11 protein-coding genes and 1 pseudogene are annotated in these 18249 nt (G+C 74.0%); 7 read left to right on the top strand and 5 right to left on the bottom strand.

Going from position 1 to position 18249, the window contains the following annotated elements; all coding sequences use genetic code 11:
- Positions 1-247 precede the first annotated feature (247 nt).
- Positions 248-1879 (bottom strand): trypsin-like serine protease, encoded by a 1632-nt coding sequence (locus ABZ495_RS16625; RefSeq protein WP_359836473.1) that lies wholly within the window; start codon positions 1877-1879, stop codon positions 248-250.
- 541 nt (positions 1880-2420) lie between these two features.
- Positions 2421-2939 (bottom strand): hypothetical protein, encoded by a 519-nt coding sequence (locus tag ABZ495_RS16620; RefSeq protein ID WP_359806996.1) that lies wholly within the window; start codon positions 2937-2939, stop codon positions 2421-2423.
- Between the two features lie 332 nt (positions 2940-3271).
- On the opposite strand from ABZ495_RS16620, the pseudogene ABZ495_RS16615 reads away from it, so the two are divergent.
- The 5 genes and pseudogenes from ABZ495_RS16615 to ABZ495_RS16595 all read left to right on the top strand — a co-directional run.
- Positions 3272-3541 (top strand): annotated as a pseudogene (locus tag ABZ495_RS16615) (ALF repeat-containing protein); the annotation flags it as partial.
- A gap of 18 nt (positions 3542-3559) precedes the next feature.
- On the top strand, positions 3560-6898 hold the full coding sequence (locus tag ABZ495_RS16610) for a chemotaxis protein (protein WP_359807008.1): 3339 nt from the start codon (positions 3560-3562) through the stop codon (positions 6896-6898).
- A gap of 74 nt (positions 6899-6972) precedes the next feature.
- The gene (locus tag ABZ495_RS16605) at positions 6973-7521 is read left to right on the top strand and encodes a hypothetical protein (protein WP_359836471.1); all 549 of its coding nucleotides are present in this window, start codon (positions 6973-6975) and stop codon (positions 7519-7521) included.
- Between the two features lie 571 nt (positions 7522-8092).
- Positions 8093-8962 carry an AraC family transcriptional regulator gene (locus ABZ495_RS16600; protein ID WP_359807005.1) on the top strand — a complete coding sequence of 290 codons (870 nt, stop codon included), beginning with the start codon at positions 8093-8095 and terminating at the stop codon, positions 8960-8962.
- An 80-nt stretch (positions 8963-9042) separates the two neighbouring features.
- Positions 9043-9546, top strand: a complete 504-nt coding sequence (locus ABZ495_RS16595; RefSeq protein WP_352292511.1) for a DinB family protein — start codon at positions 9043-9045, stop codon at positions 9544-9546.
- Positions 9547-9583: 37 nt separating this feature from the next.
- Here the strand turns inward: ABZ495_RS16595 and ABZ495_RS16590 are convergent, their stop codons facing one another.
- Positions 9584-10816 (bottom strand): amidohydrolase, encoded by a 1233-nt coding sequence (locus ABZ495_RS16590; RefSeq protein ID WP_359836469.1) that lies wholly within the window; start codon positions 10814-10816, stop codon positions 9584-9586.
- 251 nt (positions 10817-11067) lie between these two features.
- Between ABZ495_RS16590 and ABZ495_RS16585 the strand changes: the two genes are divergently transcribed.
- Positions 11068-11991 (top strand): NADP-dependent oxidoreductase, encoded by a 924-nt coding sequence (locus ABZ495_RS16585; RefSeq protein WP_359836467.1) that lies wholly within the window; start codon positions 11068-11070, stop codon positions 11989-11991.
- Complete coding sequence (locus ABZ495_RS16580; RefSeq protein ID WP_359806985.1) at positions 11988-12755, top strand: VOC family protein; 768 nt, start codon at positions 11988-11990, stop codon at positions 12753-12755. Before ABZ495_RS16585 ends, ABZ495_RS16580 begins: the two co-directional genes overlap by 4 nt.
- Positions 12756-12888: 133 nt before the next feature.
- Here the strand turns inward: ABZ495_RS16580 and lnt are convergent, their stop codons facing one another.
- Both lnt and cobN read right to left on the bottom strand, forming a co-directional pair.
- Positions 12889-14451, bottom strand: coding sequence for an apolipoprotein N-acyltransferase (lnt, locus tag ABZ495_RS16575; protein WP_359836466.1), 1563 nt, complete (start codon positions 14449-14451; stop codon positions 12889-12891).
- 136 nt (positions 14452-14587) lie between these two features.
- A complete protein-coding gene (gene cobN, locus ABZ495_RS16570) occupies positions 14588-18202 on the bottom strand; it encodes a cobaltochelatase subunit CobN (protein WP_359836464.1) in 3615 nt (1204 codons plus the stop codon).
- Positions 18203-18249: the final 47 nt, after the last annotated feature.

The raw sequence follows: 18249 nt of genomic DNA, 5'->3' as shown, positions 1-18249 counted from the left end.
GCGGTGTAGGCGTACGCGCCGTCCGACGCCGGGTCACCGACGACGGCCCCGGCGGGCGCGGCGGAGAAGGTGGCGAGCGCGCCGACGACGGCGGTCGCGGCGGCGAGCGCCCCCGCGCGGCGGGTGCGGGCCGTGGTGGTGCTGGGCATGGAGGCCCCCCTGGGATCGGAATGGAGCAGGTAGGAGCGGTGGGGTGAGTGATCGGTCCGATCACTCACCCCACCGGGTCAGGCGAGGTGACGCGAGGTCAGTTGGTGCTGGTGGCGGTGATGGCCTTGACGCCGCCGGCGCCGCCGGGGACCTCGTCCCAGCTGGTCCAGCGGCCGGCGTTGTAGTCGGCGTCGATGCCGTAGACCTTGTCGTCCTCGTTCACGGCGTAGACGTGGACGACGTTGTTGGAGGTGCTGCTGGTGACGGCCTTCAGGCGGTTGTCACTGATCTTGGCCCACTGCGGGTCCCAGTAGCCGGTGTCGTAGTGACCGCTGGTGGTGTAGAAGGCGTTGGCACCGGCGATCGCCAGGTCGATCGTGGCGCCGTGGGTGCTGGCGCTGATCGACTTCACGTTCGGCAGGCTGCCGGGCAGCTCGGCCCAGTCGCTCCACCCGACGCCGTAGTCCGCGGCGCGGGTGTACACCTTGTCGTCCTCGTTGATGACGAAGACGTGGGTGGAGTTGTTGTAGTACGCGCTGGTGACGGCCTTCAGGTGGTTGTCACCGATCTTGTCCCAGTACGGGTTCCAGGCACCGGTGTCGTAGTTCCCGGTGGTCGCGTACAGCGAGCCGTCGCTGCCGATGATCATCAGGTCGGCGAGGTTGCCACGGGCACTGACGGAGATGTCCTTGACGCCCGAGGCGCCGCCGGGGACCTCGTTCCAGTTGCCCCAGGTGCCGCCCACCCGGCCGTCACGGCCGTAGACGTGACCGTCGCCGGCGACCGCGAAGACGTGGACGACGTCACCGATGGCGACGCTGTCGACCTTGAGGAGCCGGCTGTCGCCCATCGGGGTCCAGGTGCGGGTCCAGCGGCCGGCGTTGTAGTCCGCGACCGAGTCCGACAGGGCATCGTCGGAGCCGACGATCTGCACATGCGTACCCGCCTGCACGTCCGCGGTGCGGAACCGCAGCTCCTTCACCCAGGCGGTGAGGTCGTCGACGCGGGTGTTGGTGGCGCCGGTGCGGGTTTCGGTGCTGCCGAAGCAGCCGCCCTGCCAGGAGCGGGAGGCGATGGCGGCGAGTTCGGTCCTGCCGTTGACCTCGCGGACGGCGGGGGCGCCGGTGTCGCCCTGGCAGATCGAGGTGCCGTTGGTGCCGGTGGTGTTGATGGCGTTCGCGGTGACGGCGCCGACGTTGAAGACGCCGCTGTGGAGCTTGAGGGGCACCCACTCGGTCTTGGTGCGGCCGTAGGCGGGTACGCGCAGGTTCTCGCCGGCGGTGGGGGCGGTGGTGGCGAGGGTGAGCGGGGTGATGCCGTCGACGGGTGTGGCGAGGCGGGCCATCACGAGGTCGCGGTCCTGGCGGGGGACGAGCTCGACGATCTCGGTGGTGGCGCCGGTGGTGGTGGTGAGGTCGGTGCGGCCGACGGTGGCGGTGGTCTTCCACTTCGGTGCGCCGGCGGCCAGGGTCTGGGGCTGGGCGGGGTCGTCGGCGAAGCAGCTGGCGGCGGTGATGATCCAGTTGCGGTCGACGAGAGCGCCGGTGCAGGCGCGGACGTTGTCGCCGATGGCGAGCTTGGCGGTGTAGGCGTACGCGCCGTCCGACGCCGGGTCACCGACGACGGCCCCGGCGGGCGCGGCGGAGAAGGTGGCGAGCGCGCCGACGACGGCGGTGGTCGCGGCCAGAGCGCCCGTCACCCGGAGGCGGGCAGAGGTCTTGGAAAGCATGGGGTGGGTTGTCCTCGGTCTTGTAGGTGGACGTATGCGCTGACTGGGTGGTCAGCCGGTGACGTGCAGTTCGACGACAGTGGTCGAGGCCTGGCCGAGCCCCTCGCCGATGCCCGCGAAGCCGTCCTTGGGAACGTCCAGGGTCTGGGTCGTACGGGGTTGGTCGCAGGGAGCCCCCGCGGTACCGGTGCGGGCCGGAGGGTGCCGACGTCGGCTGCGTGCGCGGCGGGAGGAGTGACCGGCAGGGCCCCCGGCCCCGTAGGCGCGGGTGTCCGGACGGCCAGGGACCCGCAGGGGGCGGAGGCCGACCGGACGGGTCAGGCCCCCCGCCGGTCGCGCTCGCCGGCGTGGGCGTCAGTCCCTGCCGTCACCGGTGGGCGCGTGGAGCGGCTGCCCGGCCCGCCGACGATTGTCGCCACGGCCGGCAGGGAGGGCCGGGGAAATAATGAGCAACGTGGGCGATCTCATTCCGGCCCTCGCAGGGCAGGGGGCGACGGGAAACGCGGCTTCGGCCGGCCGCTGCCGGACAGAACCGACCGAGTTACCGGCGGGCGACCAGCCGCAGCAATGTGTGGTCGTTCTGGTCCGGGTCCGAGGCTTCGCCGATCGGCGTCCAAATGTAGTCCCCAGGACCGTTCTTGGTGATGTCGAAGGTCTTCTCGGCGCCCTTGACCACTGCGGTCGCCTGGGTCGTGTAGTCGTTGCCGCGGATACCGACGACCTTCGGCAGTTCCAGTTCGAGGAAACCGCCCGCTCCGGTGACCTTGAAGCAGACCCGGTCCGCCCGGCCGCGCGCCCACACCTCGATCAGGTTCTGCCCGTCGACGCAGTCGGCGAGTGCGACGTGTCCGTCGCCGCGCTTCAGGACCAGGTTGCGGTCCGCGAGGACCTTTTCGGCGCCGGGGTAGCCGAAGTCCTCCACGGCCGGGGGCGGGGTGTCGGTGGCAGTTGCGGCGGCGGTGCCACCGGAGGTACCCGCCGCCACCCCGCTGGAAATGCCGATGAGCAGCGTCGAGGCGGCGAGGGCACCGACGATGACGGGACGGTGTCGCTTGCGCATGAAATCCCCCTGTATCGGAAAACTGTCGAAGTCGGCGCTGTTCGCACCGACCGCTTCTGAAGCAGGTCATTCATATCACTGCAGCACCGCGGTAGTTGAAGCCAATTCGGCGACCAAAAGGCTGCGTTTGCTGCCATGAATGGGACTATGCCCCCTTTTGTCACCAGGGCGGGTTTCAGCCAACCTGGCCGGAAGAAGTCTCCCGGCAGGTAAAGGGTCGATTTCTGTGTCGCTCGCTATGTATGGTCCCGAACCGTGCGCATCGGCGCGCCACACCGCGCTGCCCGTAGCGGTCCGCTCTGGGTGGTGAACGGCGACTTCATCGAGGGGACATGGGGATTAAGGGGAGCGAATGCGTGGGCAAAGTCCTGCGCAATCCATGGCGGACGCGCGCGGCACTGGCGGGGCTGTGCGCCGTCACGCTGCTTGCGGGGATGACGAACGGCTCCGCGGTGGCAGCGCCCGCAGAGGCATCGGCGCCGGCATCGGCGCCGGCCGCGCCGAGCGACCGCGAGAAGGTGTTCACCGCGTGGCGCGACGGCGGTCGCGCCACAAAGTCGGCTGCGGAGAAGGCCCTGCTGGGATCGGACCAGGAGGTGAGGGCTTTCCTGGACGGTAGCTTGAAGCCCCTTCAGGCTGAGGACGAACGGGTCGCCGCGCTGGAACTGATCAACACCAGTGGCCGGGGGGTGCGTGAGGCGGCCGGCAGGGCGCTCAGCGGCACGCCCGACGAACTGCACGTCTTCCTCGCCACGGGCTTCGAGGGGCCGTGGAAGGAGGACCTGCGGGTAGCCGTGCTGACCTCCATCAACCTGGACGGGCGCGGCGTGCGCGACGCGGCGCAGGCCGCGCTCAAGGACGGCTCCCTGGAGGCGCTCCAGACGTTCCTGGACAGCGGTCGGGCTCAGGCACAAGAGGAGGACGACCGGGTCGACACCCTGCGGTTGATCGCCGTCGGGGGTCCCCAGGTCCGCAGCGCCGCGCAGCAGGCGCTCAGGGACGGCCCGACGGAGGTGAAGGAGTTCCTGCGCAACGGGCAGCACGTGGCCCGGGCCCGTGACCAGGAGAAGATGACGGTCTCCCAGCTCGCCGAGGAGGCGCGCACGGCCGGCCAGCAGGCGGCGCAGGAGACCGAGGCCGCGAAGCAGGCCTCGGCCCGCGCCGTCAACGCCGCCGCAGCGGCCAAGACGGCCGCGGAGCGTGCGGCCCAGGAGACCGAGGCGGCCAAGGACTCGGCCCAGAAGGCCAGTGCGGCCGCGGGCGATGCCGCGGATGCCGCCAACCAGGCCGCCCAGGCCGCGACCACCGCCATCGAGGCCGCCAACGCGGCCCACTCGGCGACCAGGGTGGCGGCCAGCGCCGCCTCCGCCGCCGCGGCGGCCGCGACCGCCGCGGGCAAGGCTGCGTCCCAGGCGTACCGGGCAGCCAACGCGGCGGCCGGGGACGCCGGTCAGGCGGCCAACGCGGCTGCCACGGCCAAGGTCGCCCGCGCCGCCGCCGCCGACGCCCAGCGCGCCGCGGACGCCGTCGACCACGCGGTGACCGCCGTGATCAACGCGGTTGACGCGGCCAAGTCCGCCGCTGGCGCGGGGGCGAACGCGGCAGCGGCCGCCGACGCCGCTGCCCGGGCCGGCGGGTACTCGCAGGCCGCCGGCGCCCAGGCCGAGCGGGCGAAGACCGCCGCGGCCAAGGCACGTGCGGCCGCCGCGACCGCGACCAGTGCGGCCAACTCCGCGGAGGCTCTCGCCGGGCGCGCCGCCACCGCAGCCCAGCAGGCCAAGGCAGCGGCTCAGGATGCCGCCCGCCACGCCAACAACGCCGCCCAGGCGGCCGACGAGGCCGCCGCACACGCCGGTCAGGCGGCCGGCGACGCACAGCAGGCCACCCTCCACGCCCAGGCCGCCGTCGCCGCGGCCGAGACCGCGTCCAACGCCGCCGCCGCGGCCCGCCAGGTCGAGGAGGTCGCACGCGCTGCGGAAGCCGCCCAGCTTGCGGCGGAAAAGGACAAGAAGATCCAGCAGGCCCAGGAGCTGCGGAAGCAGTACGACGAGCGGGGTGCCCAGGACCGCGAGGACCGGGCCGAGGCGGTGCGCGTCGACGCCGCGACCAAGCAGCTGCTGATCGATGCCGTGGCCCCTGGCACCGACCCGTCGGCCGCCGTACGGATGGGCCGTCAGGCCGCGGCCCGCCTCTACGCCGATGGTGGCCCCTGGACCAGCCAGGCCGCCAAGGACGCGCTCACCGGCTCCGACAGCGACGTGCTGGAGTGGCTCAAGCAGCGCCGCGCCCTCGCCGCCGACCACGACGACCTGTCCCGCGTCGCCCACCTCGGCGAGTCGACCAACCCCCGGCTGCGCGCCGCGGCGCTCACCGCGCTGAACGGCTCGACGCAGGACATCCAGGCCTTCCTCGGCGGCGGTCAGGACGCGGCCATGGCGGAGGACTACCGGGTCGACATCCTGCGGATCATCAGCCAGGGCGGCCGTGCCGTCAAGGAGGCCGGCAGCAAGGCGATCGACGCCAACACGCCCGCGGCCTTCCACCAGTTCCTGGACACCGACCAGTACCGCGCCCGTGAGGAGGACGACCGGGTGACGGCGCTCTCGCTGACGGCGGGGGGCGGGGCCCAGCTGACGGCCTCCGCCCAGGTGGCACTGGCCGGAGCACCCACGCAGTTGCGCAACTTCGTGGCCGTGGCCCAGTACCGGGCCGCCGAGCAGGACCAACAGAGCGCCGTCCACGCCGCCGACATCCAGCGGATCGTGGCCGACGCCTCGAACAGCGCCGCTGTCGCCCAGGAGACGGCCGCGACCGCGACCGCGGCGGCGCTGACGGCCCAGGGCGCCGCCAATGAGGCCCAGAAATACGCGGACCAGGCTCGTCGCTCCGCGGACGAGGCCAACGGCTACGCGGACCAGGCACGCCAGTCCTCCGACCGGGCGGACAAGTCGGCCAAGCAGGCCGCGACGTCCGCGCAGCAGGCCAAGAACGCCGAGAAGTCGGCCCGTGCCGATGCCTCGGCGGCCACCAAGTCGGCGGCCTGGGCGTCCTACTCCGCCTCCAAGGCGGCCTCGTACGCGAGTTCCGCCTACGGCTCCGCGGCCCAGGCCCGCAACTCGGCGCTGGCCGCGGGCCGCAGCGCCCAGGAGGCGGCGCAGGCCGGCACCGACGCGATGCGCATCGCAGGCGAGAAGATCGCCGCCGAGGAGCGCGCCCGCGCCGCCCAGCAGAGCCAGCCGCCGTCGACGCCGCCCCCGCCGGGCACGGTCACCGTCGGTGACCCGGACGGTCACGACTACACCAGTGACGAGGACGACCCGAAGAAGCACCCGCCGTTCCACGAGCCGAGCGGCTGGGAGAAGTTCTGGCGCAACCTCGGCAGCCAGGGCCAGCCGGACCCGATGCTGACGATCGTCGGCGGCGCGGAGCTGTGGGCCTGTCACGCCGGTTCGATGTCCTGCGAGCTGTTCAAGTACTGGGAGAAGAAGTCGGGTAAGCCGTTCAACTTCTCGGCGGACCAGATGCGCGACCTCTACACCAACCCGACCATGCAGACCGATCTGAACGAGCGGGCCGCCAAGTACGCGCAGTCCGCGGCGGAGAAGTGCACCGGCGGGGCCGGCACCACGTGCACCGTGAAACTCGACTCCAACTGGCTCGGGTTCACCTACAAGTACCCGGGGTCGAAGGACCACATCTTCGCCCTGCACTCCATCCAGTACCGCGTCAGCGGGGACGTGACCGCGACCGTGGTCAGCCCCGGCAAGGTGCGGCTGTCCGGCGACTACCGGTTCGACGTGAAGAAGGAGTACAACTTCGACATGGACAAGCCGCCGATCGACGTCTGGGGGATCCCGGTCGACGTGAAGCTGCTGGCCATGGCTCCGAGCCAGGGGTACGCCCGCGACTTCACCGTCCAGGGAAGCTCCACCGGGCACGTCGACACCACCACTGGTTGATCGCCCGATCCGGATCGGGTACCGTCCCGCGAGGCCTTCCTCGCGGGACGGTCCCCGCCCGGGAAAGGACAGTCATGCGTGTACGAAACACGGTGGGACCGCGCCGGCCCGGCCGGCCGCCACGCACGGCCGCGGTGGCCATGAACGTGGTCGCCGCCGTAGCCCTGGCCGCCGGCTGCACGTCCGCGGACCCGGATCCGAGGGCGTACCCGGGTAGCCCGAAAGGGCAGACCCTCGAAGCGGTCACGAAGGCGTTCGGGCTGGACCTGCCAGACTGCGACCTGCAGGGCCTCGGATTCTCCGGGAGCTCGAAGTACCCCGCCCAGAACCTGAACCTGAGCTTCCGGGCTCCGAAGGACTGCGTGGGCCGCTTCCTCTCCGCACACTCCGTCGACGTCGCCCACCCCGTGCACTGGACCCCCGGCCAGGGGAACAAGACCGGGTTCGACTCCGAAGCGGAGACGAGGGACTTCGGTTGGTCCTTCGACAAGGCCGTGACCTACGACCTCTTCGTCGACTTCAGGACCTCCACCGGGAGCCGCTTCAGCGTGGTGGCGGACCAGGACCGGGGACAGGCGGAGCAGACCGTGTACCTGGAGTCCCGCTATCTCGGCGGCTCCTGACCGGTTCTCGGTCGGGGCTTCCGAACGGCGCCCGGCCCTTTCGGGGCTTCGAGGGCTCCTGGGGCGCGGCCTCCGGCGGTGAGCCGCCCGTAGGACGCCTCACGGAAGGGGCGGTGGACATCCACGTGGGTGTCCACCGCCCCTTCCGCGCATCCTGGGGCGGTCGCGGATCGGACAGGGGTTTCATCAGGTGGATGGGGTCGGACATCGGGTGTCGACACTGGAAGACGCTCCTCCGCAACAGCGGTCCGTAAGCCGCTTCGGCGTGCCTGACAGTGCGATGCCCTCAATGGCGAGGGGGACCACCGGGGTCCCCGCGTGGGGCGCCTCACGCGTGATTGCGGATGCCGAGATCACGCGGTTCTGCCAACCCTTCATGACCGAGCTCCACCGCCACCTGGGCGAGTACACCGACGTCCCGGCCGGGGGCAAGGAGGTCCAGCGCGGGCGGGTCTCCGACTACGCGGCCCGTTCCACTCCCGGACCCGATCGGAGCGGGCACAGGATGTCGGGTGCGGCAGGGTGGGTCCTTCCTACGGTGGTGGCAGTAAGAGGGAAGGACGGGGTCGGGGTGCTGGAGCAGGTCAACCGGGCCATGGAGTACGTCGAGGAGCATCTGGACGGGGTGATCGACGTGGGTGAGCTGGCGCGGATCGCGCGGACGTCGGAGTACCACTTCCGGCGGATGTTCTCCGCGCTGGCCGGGATGCCGTTGTCGGAGTACGTGCGGCGCCGGCGGCTGACCGTGGCCGGGGCCGAGGTGCTGGCCGGTGAGCGGACGCTGCTCGACGTGGCGGTCCGGTACGGCTACACCTCGGGGGAGGCGTTCGCCCGGGCGTTCCGGGCGATGCACGGCGTCGGACCGGGTGAGGCCCGGCGCGGCGGCGTGGTGCTGCGGTCCCAGCCCCGGATGTCCTTCCGACTCGTCGTCGAAGGGAGCAGCAGTATGGAATACCGCATCGTGGAGAAGCCCGGGTTCCGGGTGGTCGGTCGGCGGGCCCGGGTCCCGCTCGTCCACGAGGGGGTGAATCCGGCCATCGCGGCGTTCATCCGGGGGATCGCACCGGAGGTCGTCGACCGGATCGCCGCCCTCTCGGACCAGGACCCGGACGGCGTCGTCTCGGTCACCGAGTTCTTCTCGGACAGCCGGGAGGAGGGCGTCGAACTCGACTACTACCACGCGGTGGTGGCGGGTGCGGACGTCGTCGTGCCGGAGGATCTGGACGTGCGGGAGGTGCCGGCCGGGACCTGGGCCGTCTTCTCCGTCACCGGGGCGTTCCCGCAGGCGCTCCAGGAGATGTGGCGGGACGTCTACACCCAGTGGTTCCCGTCCAACCCCTACGAGGCCCGGCCGGGGCCGGAGATCCTGCGCACCCGCTTCCTGGCCGACGGCGTCGCCGAGGCGCAGCTGTGGACCGGCGTGGAGCGGGTCGCCCGGTGAACCCTGCCGCATGGTGAACTGGGCGGGGCCGATGGGACGTTGACGGTCCCATCGGCCCGGCCGCCTGTTAGGGTCCGCGCATGACGAAGCGTGTGCCCTTCCAGGGGGCCGAGAAGGAGAGTCTGTTCGTTGCGCTCGACCGGCACCGCGACGCGGTGCTGTGGAAGCTGGAGGGGCTGGACGACGAGCAGCTGCGCCGGCCGATGACGGCGTCCGGGACGACGCTGCTGGGGCTGGTCAAGCACCTCGGCGGGGTCGAACTCGGCTGGTTCTGCCGGACGTTCGGCCGGGACACCGGCCCGCTGCCGTTCGACCTCGCCGAGGACGAGCAGTCCGACCTGCGGGTGCGCCCGGACGAGTCCACCGCCGATCTGCTGACCTTCTACGCCCGCGCCCGGGCCAGTGCCGACCAGGTCATCGAGGAGTTCGAGCTCGACGACCTGGGCCGGGCCTGGTTCGGCGACCAGGTGTCGCTGCGCTGGGTGCTGATCCACATGGCGACCGAGACCGCCCGGCACGCGGGCCACATGGACATCCTGCGCGAGCTGATCGACGGGCGGACGGGGGACCACAACCGGGGCTGACGGCCCGGGAGCGGGAGCCGGGGGCGTCGGCTCCGGGTCAGCCCAGGAAGCGGCCGTCCCGGGCCACCACCCGCCCGGCCCGGACGACCAGTTCGCGCTCGGGCAGGTCGACCACCACCTGGGGCAGGCACTCGCCCGTCACCAGCATGAAGTCGGCCGGCGAACCCGGGGCGAGGTCGGCGGCGGGCAGGCCCAGCAGGTCGGCGCCGCCGCCGGCCGCGAGGGCGAAGCACTCGGTGAGCTCCACGTCGGTCCGCGCGTCGGTGGTCCAGCCGAGCAGGTGGGCCCGGTGCAGCATGTCGGCGTTGCCGAACGGGCTCCAGGAGTCCCGCACGCCGTCCGAGCCGAGCCCCACCCGCACGCCGTGCGCCGCCAACTCCCTGAAGGGCAGCACCTGGTGGGCGGACGGCGCGACGGTGGTGAGCCCGATGCCGGCCCCGGCCAGCAGCTCGGCCAGGGCGTCGAGCGGGCCGCCGGACAGCTCCGGCACGCAGAAGGCGTGGCTGACCACCACCCTGCCCTGCAGCCCGGCGGCCTTCGTCCGGGCGGCGATGTCGTGAAGCGGGGCGAGGCCGCGCTCGCCGGTGTCGTGCAGATGGATGTCGAGGGGGAGGCCGTACCGCTCGGCGAGGCCGAAGACCTGGTCGAGCTGCGACGGCCCCTCGCCCGCGAAGCCCTCGCCCCCGGCTCCGTCGAACCCGGCCGGGTCGATGCCGCCGACCGCGTCGATCAGCCCGCTCGCCGCCGCCTCCGCGAGCAGCGCCCCCGCGCCGGGCGTCCGGCGCACCCCGTGCTGCGGGAAGGCCACCACCTGGACGTCCAGCGCCGCGCCCAGTCGCTCCCGGGCGGCCACCAGCCCCTCCACGCCCGCCAGGCCGTACGCGGGTGCCACGTCCACATGGGCCCGCACCGCCCGGGTGCCCCGGGTCACCGCGTGCGCGAGGAGCCGCTCGGCCCGCTCGGCGAGCGGGGTGCGCTGGTGCTCGTACAGCTCGACGTCGCCCCGGACGTACTCCGGCAGGCCGCGCGCCGGGCGCCGGCTGTACCAGGGTTCGCCCCAGGCGGTCTTGTCGGGGTGGATGTGCGCGTCCACCAGGGTCGGCAGCGCGATCCGTCCGCGGCCCTCCACGACCTCGACCCGCGCGCCCTCGGGGACCCGGTCGACCAGCAGTCCGCCGGCGGCGATCAGCTCGACGGGCGCGGCCGAGCCGTGCGGCCGGACGTCGCGGAAGACGGTGGCGGTGGTGTCGGCGCTGGTGGGGGTGGTCATGGGCCCTCCCGGTTCGGCGGGGTCGGTCGGCGACCCCAACCAACCCGACGGCGGCGCGACGCGTCAACTCCCGCTCGGCATGGTGACGGTGGTGCGCCGCCCGGCGGCCGGTCCCGGCACCGCTCGATCGGCGCGCACACGGGCTCCCGCCGGCGCCCCGCACGCCCGTTCGGCGCAGCAGCGGCGGACCGGGGCCGGGGCGGGCCGCATGCTGGGGCGGGGGAGGGGGTCAGCGGAGGAGTGGATCGAGGATGGTCAAGGCGTTCGGGTTCGTCGACTACGGCGGGCCGGAGACTCAGGAGTTCCTGGACCGGCCGGTGCTGGAGCCCGGCCCGGGCCAGCTGGCGGTCAGCGTCCGGGCGGCCGGGGTGAACCCGGTGGACTGGAAGATCCGCCGGGGACTTTTTGGGCGGGACCGCGAGCTGCCCGCCGTGCTGGGCCAGGAGGCGGCGGGCGTGGTCGAGCGGATCGGCCCGGACGTCACGGGGTTCACCCCCGGGGACGAGGTGTTCGGGATCGCGGCGGCGGGCGCCTTCGCGGAGCAGACCCTGCTGCTCGCGGCGATGAGTGCGGTCAAGCCCGCCGCGCTCGGGTTCGCCGAGGCGGCGACCCTCCCGGTGGCGGCCGCGACGGCCGACGACGGGCTCCGGGACGTCGGCGTGGGAGCCGGGCAGACGCTGCTGATCCTCGGCGTCGCGGGCGGCGTGGGCAGCGTGGCCGCGCAGATCGCCCGCAGCCGGGGCATCCGGGTCGTCGGCACGGCGAGCGACGCCAACCGCGGCTACGTGGAGTCGCTGGGCGCGGTGCAGGTGCGGTACGGCGACGGCGTGGCGGAGCGGATCGCGGCGGCCGCCCCGGACGGTGTGGACGGCATCCTCGACCTGGTCGGCGGGGCCGACCTGCGAGCCGCGGCCGAGACGCTGGCCGACCGCTCGAAGCTGGTCTCCACCGTCGATCCGGGCACCGTCGCGGAGCTCGGGGGGCGTTTCGTCACCCGCGCCACCACCGCGGCGAGCCTCGCCGCCCTCGCCGCGCTGGCGGCGACCGGCGAGCTCGACGTGCACCTCACCGGCCGGCAGCCGATGGCCCACGCGGCCGAGGCACTGGCGCTGGTGGAGTCCGGGCACGCGCGCGGCAAACTGATCCTCGACATCGGCTGGGAGCAGGCGGGATGAAGCAGCGTACGGTGACGGTCGGCGGGCCCTGCTGGGTGGAGCACGGCAGCTCCGACCCGGAGGGCGCCCAGCGGTTCTACGGCGAGCTGTTCGGCTGGCGGGCCGCCGACCTCGACGCACCGCCGGAGGCCGGCGACTACACCTTCATGAAGCTGGACGGCAGGATCGCCGCCGCCGTCGCCCCGCTCTACGGGGAGGGGCAGCCGACGGCCTGGACGGTCTCCTTCGCGGTCGACGACGCGGACGCGTCCGCCGCCCGGATCACCGGGGCCGGCGGGAGCGTCGTCATCGGACCGACGGAGGCGCTCGGTCTCGGCCGGTTCGTGATCGCCGCCGACCCGTCCGGCGCGGTGTTCGGGCTCTGGCAGGGCCACGCGCTGGCGGGCCTGGAGGTGCTCGACGACCCGGGCGCGCTCGGCTGGGTGGAACTGCTCACCCGGGACCCGGACGGCGCCCGGTCGTTCTACCCGGCGGTGTTCGGCTGGACGGTCCGCCCGTCCGAGGTCTACCCCCAGTGGGGCCTGGCCGGCGCCGACTTCGGCGGCATGCTGACGATGGACGACCGGTTTCCGCCGCAGGTGCCGCCGCACTGGCTGCCCTACTTCGCGGTCGCGGACGTGGACGTCACCGCCTTCCGGGCCGGGAACCTGGGCGCCGACGTCCTGCTGCCGCCCACCTCGATGCCGGACGGGCCCCGGGTCGCCGTGCTGCGCGACCCGCAGGGCGCGGCCTTCGCGGTGCACCTGGCGGGCGCGGAGGGCTGAACCCGCCCACCCGGTCGGCCTTCCGCGCCGGCCGGGCGTGGAACGAGGCCCGCCCCGCTACCGCCCCGCGCCGCTACCGCCCCGCGCCGCCCCCGCTACCGCCCCGCGCCGCCCAGCGTCAGCGCCGCCCCCGCTACCGCCCCGCCCGGCGCACCCGGCCGCGCCCGGCGGCCAGCACCGCCCCGGCCGTCACCAGCAGGGCGGCGGCCGGCACCACGTCACCGATCCGGTCGTACCAGGTCAGCGTCGACGGCGCGGTGAGCGGCAGCCGCACCGTCAGCGCGCCGGTGCGGTCCGTCCCGAACCGGGCCAGCTCGCGGCCCTGCGCGTCGAAGGCGGCCGAGACCCCGGTGAGCGAGGCCTGGACGGCCGGCCGGCCGGTCTCGGCGGCGCGGATGGCGGCCAGCGAGACGTGCTGCTCGGGCGCCCAGGTGTCCTGGAAGGTCGAGGTCGAGGACTGGTAGACCAGCACCCGGGCGCCGTCCCGGGCGGCGGTCCGGGACATGTCGGGGAAGGCCGACTCGAAGCAGATCAGCGCCCCGACCGGTAGCGGCGCCCCCGTGCGGTCGGTGGCGGGGAGGACGTGGAACGCGTTCCCCGGGGCCCGGTTCTCGCCCGCCGCCCGGCTGACGCCGGCGATCCAGCCCAGCAGCGGGCGCAGCGGGATGTACTCGCCGAACGGCACCAGCCGGATCTTGCGGTAGCGGTCGACCGTCCCGGCGGGGGAGACCAGCACCGCGTCCTTGGAGATCCGCCCGTCGGCCTTGCGGGCGTCCTCCCCGGCCAGGATCTCGGCGCCGGTGACGGCGGAGAGCCGGCTCAGCCGGGCCGCGGCGGCCGGGTCGCGCTCCAGGTCGGCGGTGGTGCTGCTCTCGCCCCAGACGATCAGGTCGACCGGCCGCCCGCCCAGGGCGGCGGTGGCGGCGGCACTCGCCTCGAACCGGGCCTGCGGGTCCTCGACGATGCCGGGCTGGACCAGGGCCACGGTGACCGCTCCGGCGCCGGCGGGCGCGGCGCGCAGCGCGAACAGCAGCGGTCCGGCCGCCAGCACCAGCACGGTGGCCAGCGCCGCCAGGGCGCGCGGCCGCCACCCGGCGGCGGTCAGCACGATCAGCACACCGGTGTTCACGGCCACCACGGCCGCGCTGACCAGCCAGATCCCGCCGGCCGAGGCCAGCGCCAGGACGGCCGGGTGCCGCCACTGGGTGGCGCCGAGCAGCGCCCACGGGCCGCCGAGGGCGTGCCACGAGCGGGCGTACTCGGTGGTCAGCCAGACCGCGGGGACGACGGCCAGGGCGAGCAGCGCGCGCCGGGCGGTCAGCGGCGGGTGCAGCAGCCGGTGGACGGCGAGGCCGAACCCGGCCTGGAGCACGCCGAAGACCACCGCGAGCAGCGGCAGCGCCGGGCCGATGGAGGGGATCAGCCAGTACATCCCGGTGAGGATGAACCCCGCGCCGAACCACCAGCCCCGGACGGCGGCCTCCCGGGCGCTCGGCGCCCGCTGCATCAGCAGGAGGCCGGGCACCAGGGCGACCCAGGCGAGCGCGGCCAGCCCGGGGGCCGGGAAGGCGAACACCGGCAGCGCCCCGGCGGCCAGGGCGGCCCCCCGCACGCGGTAGCGGTGGGCCCGGACGGCACGGTCCGGAGGGGTGGGCGCCCGGAGGGCGGGCCGGGGCAGCGTGAGGCGGCGGGACATGCCCCGTATTGTCCGCTTCAGCGGCGATCACTGCCAGGGTCCTGTCACCCGAATGGGTGAAGGACCCTGGCAGGACAGGCCCCGGGAGAAACCGGCCCGGGACTTCCGAGCGCCCGTCAGGCCTCGTCGGCGCCCGTCAGGCCTCGTCGCCCTCCAGGTCGCCCTCGGTCTCCAGGAAGGCGGCCTGGAGCTGCTCGATCAGCTCCGGGTCGGGCTGCTCCCAGAGACCGCGCTCGGCCGCCTCCAGCAGGCGCTCGCTGATGCCGTGCAGCGCCCAGGGGTTGGCGTCGGCCAGGAACTCGCGGTTCACCGGGTCGAGGACGTACTCCTGGGTCAGCTTCTCGTACATCCAGTCGGCGACCACGCCGGTGGTGGCGTCGTAGCCGAAGAGGTAGTCGACGGTGGCCGCCATCTCGAAGGCGCCCTTGTAGCCGTGGCGGCGCATCGCCTCCATCCAGCGCGGGTTGACGACCCGGGCGCGGAACACCCGGGCCGCCTCCTCGGTCAGGGTGCGGGTGCGGACGGTCTCCGGGCGGGTCGAGTCGCCGATGTAGGCGGTCGGGGCCTTGCCGGTGAGCGCCCGCACGGTGGCCACCATGCCGCCGTGGTACTGGAAGTAGTCGTCCGAGTCGGCGATGTCGTGCTCGCGGGTGTCGGTGTTCTTCGCGGCGACGGTGATCCGCTTGTACGCCGTCTCCATCTCCTCGCGGGCCGGCCGCCCGTCCAGGCCGCGACCGTACGCGTAGCCGCCCCAGACCGTGTACACCTCGGCGAGGTCGGCGTCGGTGCGCCAGTCGCGGCTGTCGATCAGCTGGAGCAGACCTGCGCCGTAGGTGCCCGGGCGGGAGCCGAAGACGCGGACGGTGGCCTTGCGCTCGTCGCCGTGCACGGCGAGGTCGGCCTGGACGTGGGCGCGGACGTAATTGTCCGCGGCGTCCTCCTCCTGGGCGGCGGCCAGGCGCACCGCGTCGTCCAGCAGGGCGACCACGTGCGGGAAGGCGTCCCGGAAGAAGCCGGAGATGCGCAGGGTGACGTCGATCCGCGGGCGGCCCAGCTCCTCCAGGGAGATCGCCTCCAGGCCGGTGACCCGGCGCGAGGCGTCGTCCCAGACCGGGCGCACGCCCAGCAGCGCGAAGGCCTCGGCGATGTCGTCGCCGGCGGTGCGCATCGCGCTGGTGCCCCAGAGCGAGAGCCCGACCGAGGGCGGGCAGGCGCCGTCGTTGTCGGCGCGGTAGCGCTCGACGAGGGAGGCCGCCAGCGCCTGGCCGGTCTCCCAGGCGAGCTTGCTGGGCACGGCCTTCGGGTCGACCGAGTAGAAGTTGCGGCCGGTCGGCAGCACGTTGACCAGGCCGCGCAGCGGCGAGCCCGAGGGCCCGGCCGGGACGAAGCCGCCACCGAGCGCGTGCAGCACGGCGTCGAGCTCGTCGGTGGTGGCCGCCAGGCGCGGCACCACCTGGGTGGCGGCGAAGGCGAGCACGTCGGCGACGGCGGCCGGCAGTCCGGCGGCGACCTTCTCGACGGCCTCCGGCGCCCAGTCCTCGGCCTCCATCGCCTCGACCAGCGCGCGCGCCTGGGCCTCGGCCGCGTCGGTGGCGCCCAGCGTCAGCGCGGCCTCGTCCAGGCCGAGCGCCTCGCGCAGGCCGGGGAGGGCGCTGACGCCGCCCCAGATCTGCCGGGCGCGCAGGATGGCGAGCACGATGTTGACCCGGTCGGTGCCGGCCGGCGCCTGGCCGAGGACGTGCAGGCCGTCCCGGATCTGGGCGTCCTTGATCTCGCAGAGCCAGCCGTCGACGTGCAGCAGGAAGTCGTCGAAGCCGTCGTCCTCGGGGCGCTCGTCCAGGCCGAGGTCGTGGTCGAGCTTGGCGGCCTGGATCAGCGTCCAGATCTGGGCCCGGATCGCGGGCAGCTTGGCCGGGTCCATCGCGGCGATGTTGGAGTGCTCGTCGAGCAGCTGCTCCAGCCGCGCGATGTCGCCGTAGGAGTCGGCGCGGGCCATCGGCGGGACGAGGTGGTCGACCAGGGTGGCGTGGGCGCGGCGCTTGGCCTGGGTGCCCTCGCCCGGGTCGTTGACCAGGAACGGGTAGATCAGCGGGAGGTCGCCGAGGACGGCGTCCGGTCCGCACGCGGCGGAGAGCGCGGCGGTCTTGCCGGGCAGCCACTCCAGGTTGCCGTGCTTGCCGAGGTGGATCACGGCGTCGGCGCCGAACCCGCCGTCCTGCCGCGCGGCCGCGATCCAGCGGTAGGCGGCCAGGTAGTGGTGCGAGGGCGGGAGGTCGGGGTCGTGGTAGATCGCGACCGGGTTCTCGCCGAAGCCGCGCGGCGGCTGGATCAGCACCAGCAGGTTGCCGGAGCGGACCGCGGCCAGCACGATGTCGCCGTCCGGGTTCTGCGAGCGGTCGACGTAGAGCTCGCCGGGGGCCGGGCCCCAGTGCTCCTCGACGCGGGTGCGCAGGGCTTCGGGGAGGGTCGCGTACCAGCGGCGGTAGTCGGCGGCCGGGATGCGGACCGGGTTGCGGGCCAGCTGGTCCTCGGTGAGCCAGTCCTGGTCGTAGCCGCCGGCCGCGATCAGCGCGTGGATCAGCGCGTCGCCCTCGTGCATGTTCTCGGGGACGGTGTCCAGCCCCGGCAGGTCCGAGCCGAGGTCCATGCCCTCCGCGCGCAGCCGCGCCAGCAGGCGCATCGCGCTGGCCGGGGTGTCCAGGCCGACGGCGTTGCCGACCCGGGCGTGCTTGGTCGGGTACGCGGACAGCACCAGCGCCAGCCGCCGCTCGGCGGCCGGGATGTGCCGCAGCCGGGCGTGCCGGACGGCGGTGCCGGCGACCCGGGCGGCGCGCTCGGGGTCGGCCGCGTAGACGGTGAGGCCGTCCTCGTCCAGCTCCTTGAAGGAGAACGGGACGCTGATCAGCCGGCCGTCGAACTCCGGGACGGCGATCTGGGTGGCGGTGTCCAGCGGGGAGAGGCCGTCGTCACTGGCCTCCCACTGCGCGCGCGACCAGGTGAGGCAGAGCGCCTGGAGGATCGGGCGGTCCAGCGCGGCCAGCGCGCCGGCGTCCCAGGCCTCCTCGTCGCCGCCGGCCTGCGCGTCGGCCGGGCGGGTGCCGCCGGCGGCCAGCACGGTGGTGACCAGCGCGTCGGCCTCGCCCAGCGCGGCCAGCAGCTCCGGCTCGGCGCCGCGCAGCGAGGCGCAGTAGTACGCCCTGGCGCGCGCGCCCTGGTCCTCGATCGCCCGGCAGAGGGTGTCGACGAAAGCGGTGTTCCCGCTCATGTGGTGGGCGCGGTAGTAGAGCACCGCGACGATCGGGCCCTCGGTCGTCCGGGCCTCGCGCTCCAGCGGTCCCCAGGCGGGGGCGGAGGCGGGCGGGGCGAAGCCGTGGCCGGTGAGCAGCACCGTGTCGGAGAGGAAGGCGCCCAGCTCGGCCAGGTTGGCGGCGCCGCCGTGGGCGAGGTAGGCGTGCGCCTCGGCCGCGATGCCGGCCGGGACGGTCGACAGCTCCATCAGCTGGGCGTCCGGCGCCTGCTCGCCGGTGAGCACGATCACCGGGCGGGGGCCGGCCAGCAGCGCGTCCAGGCCCTCCTGCCAGGCGCGGCGGCCGCCGAGCAGGCGCACCACGACCAGTTCGACGCCCTCCAGCAGGGCGGGCAGCTCCTCGGGCGAGAGCCGGGCCGGGTTGCCGAGGCGGTACGGGACGGGGCCCTCGGCGGCCCGGGCACTGAGCAGGTCGGTGTCTGACGTCGACAGCAGCAGGATCATGCGAAGGCCCTCCCGGCCTCGATGGCGGGCAAGGGCAAGGTCACGGG

Origin of the sequence: Kitasatospora sp. NPDC005748, from assembly GCF_040630735.1 — a bacterium.
Taxonomy (GTDB): Bacteria; Actinomycetota; Actinomycetes; order Streptomycetales; family Streptomycetaceae; genus Kitasatospora.
This window is presented reverse-complemented; position numbering and strand designations above follow the sequence as displayed.

Bases quoted from the DNA above. Each gene is read 5' to 3' on its own strand.
- ABZ495_RS16625 (WP_359836473.1), bottom strand. From the start codon at position 1,879: ATGCTTTCCAAGACCTCTGCCCGCCTCCGGGTGACGGGCGCTCTGGCC.
- ABZ495_RS16590 (WP_359836469.1), bottom strand. From the start codon at position 10,816: ATGACCACCCCCACCAGCGCCGACACCACCGCCACCGTCTTCCGCGAC.
- ABZ495_RS16605 (WP_359836471.1), top strand. From the start codon at position 6,973: ATGCGTGTACGAAACACGGTGGGACCGCGCCGGCCCGGCCGGCCGCCA.
- lnt (WP_359836466.1), bottom strand. From the start codon at position 14,451: ATGTCCCGCCGCCTCACGCTGCCCCGGCCCGCCCTCCGGGCGCCCACC.
- ABZ495_RS16595 (WP_352292511.1), top strand. From the start codon at position 9,043: ATGACGAAGCGTGTGCCCTTCCAGGGGGCCGAGAAGGAGAGTCTGTTC.
- ABZ495_RS16585 (WP_359836467.1), top strand. From the start codon at position 11,068: ATGGTCAAGGCGTTCGGGTTCGTCGACTACGGCGGGCCGGAGACTCAG.
- ABZ495_RS16580 (WP_359806985.1), top strand. From the start codon at position 11,988: ATGAAGCAGCGTACGGTGACGGTCGGCGGGCCCTGCTGGGTGGAGCAC.
- cobN (WP_359836464.1), bottom strand. From the start codon at position 18,202: ATGATCCTGCTGCTGTCGACGTCAGACACCGACCTGCTCAGTGCCCGG.
- ABZ495_RS16620 (WP_359806996.1), bottom strand. From the start codon at position 2,939: ATGCGCAAGCGACACCGTCCCGTCATCGTCGGTGCCCTCGCCGCCTCG.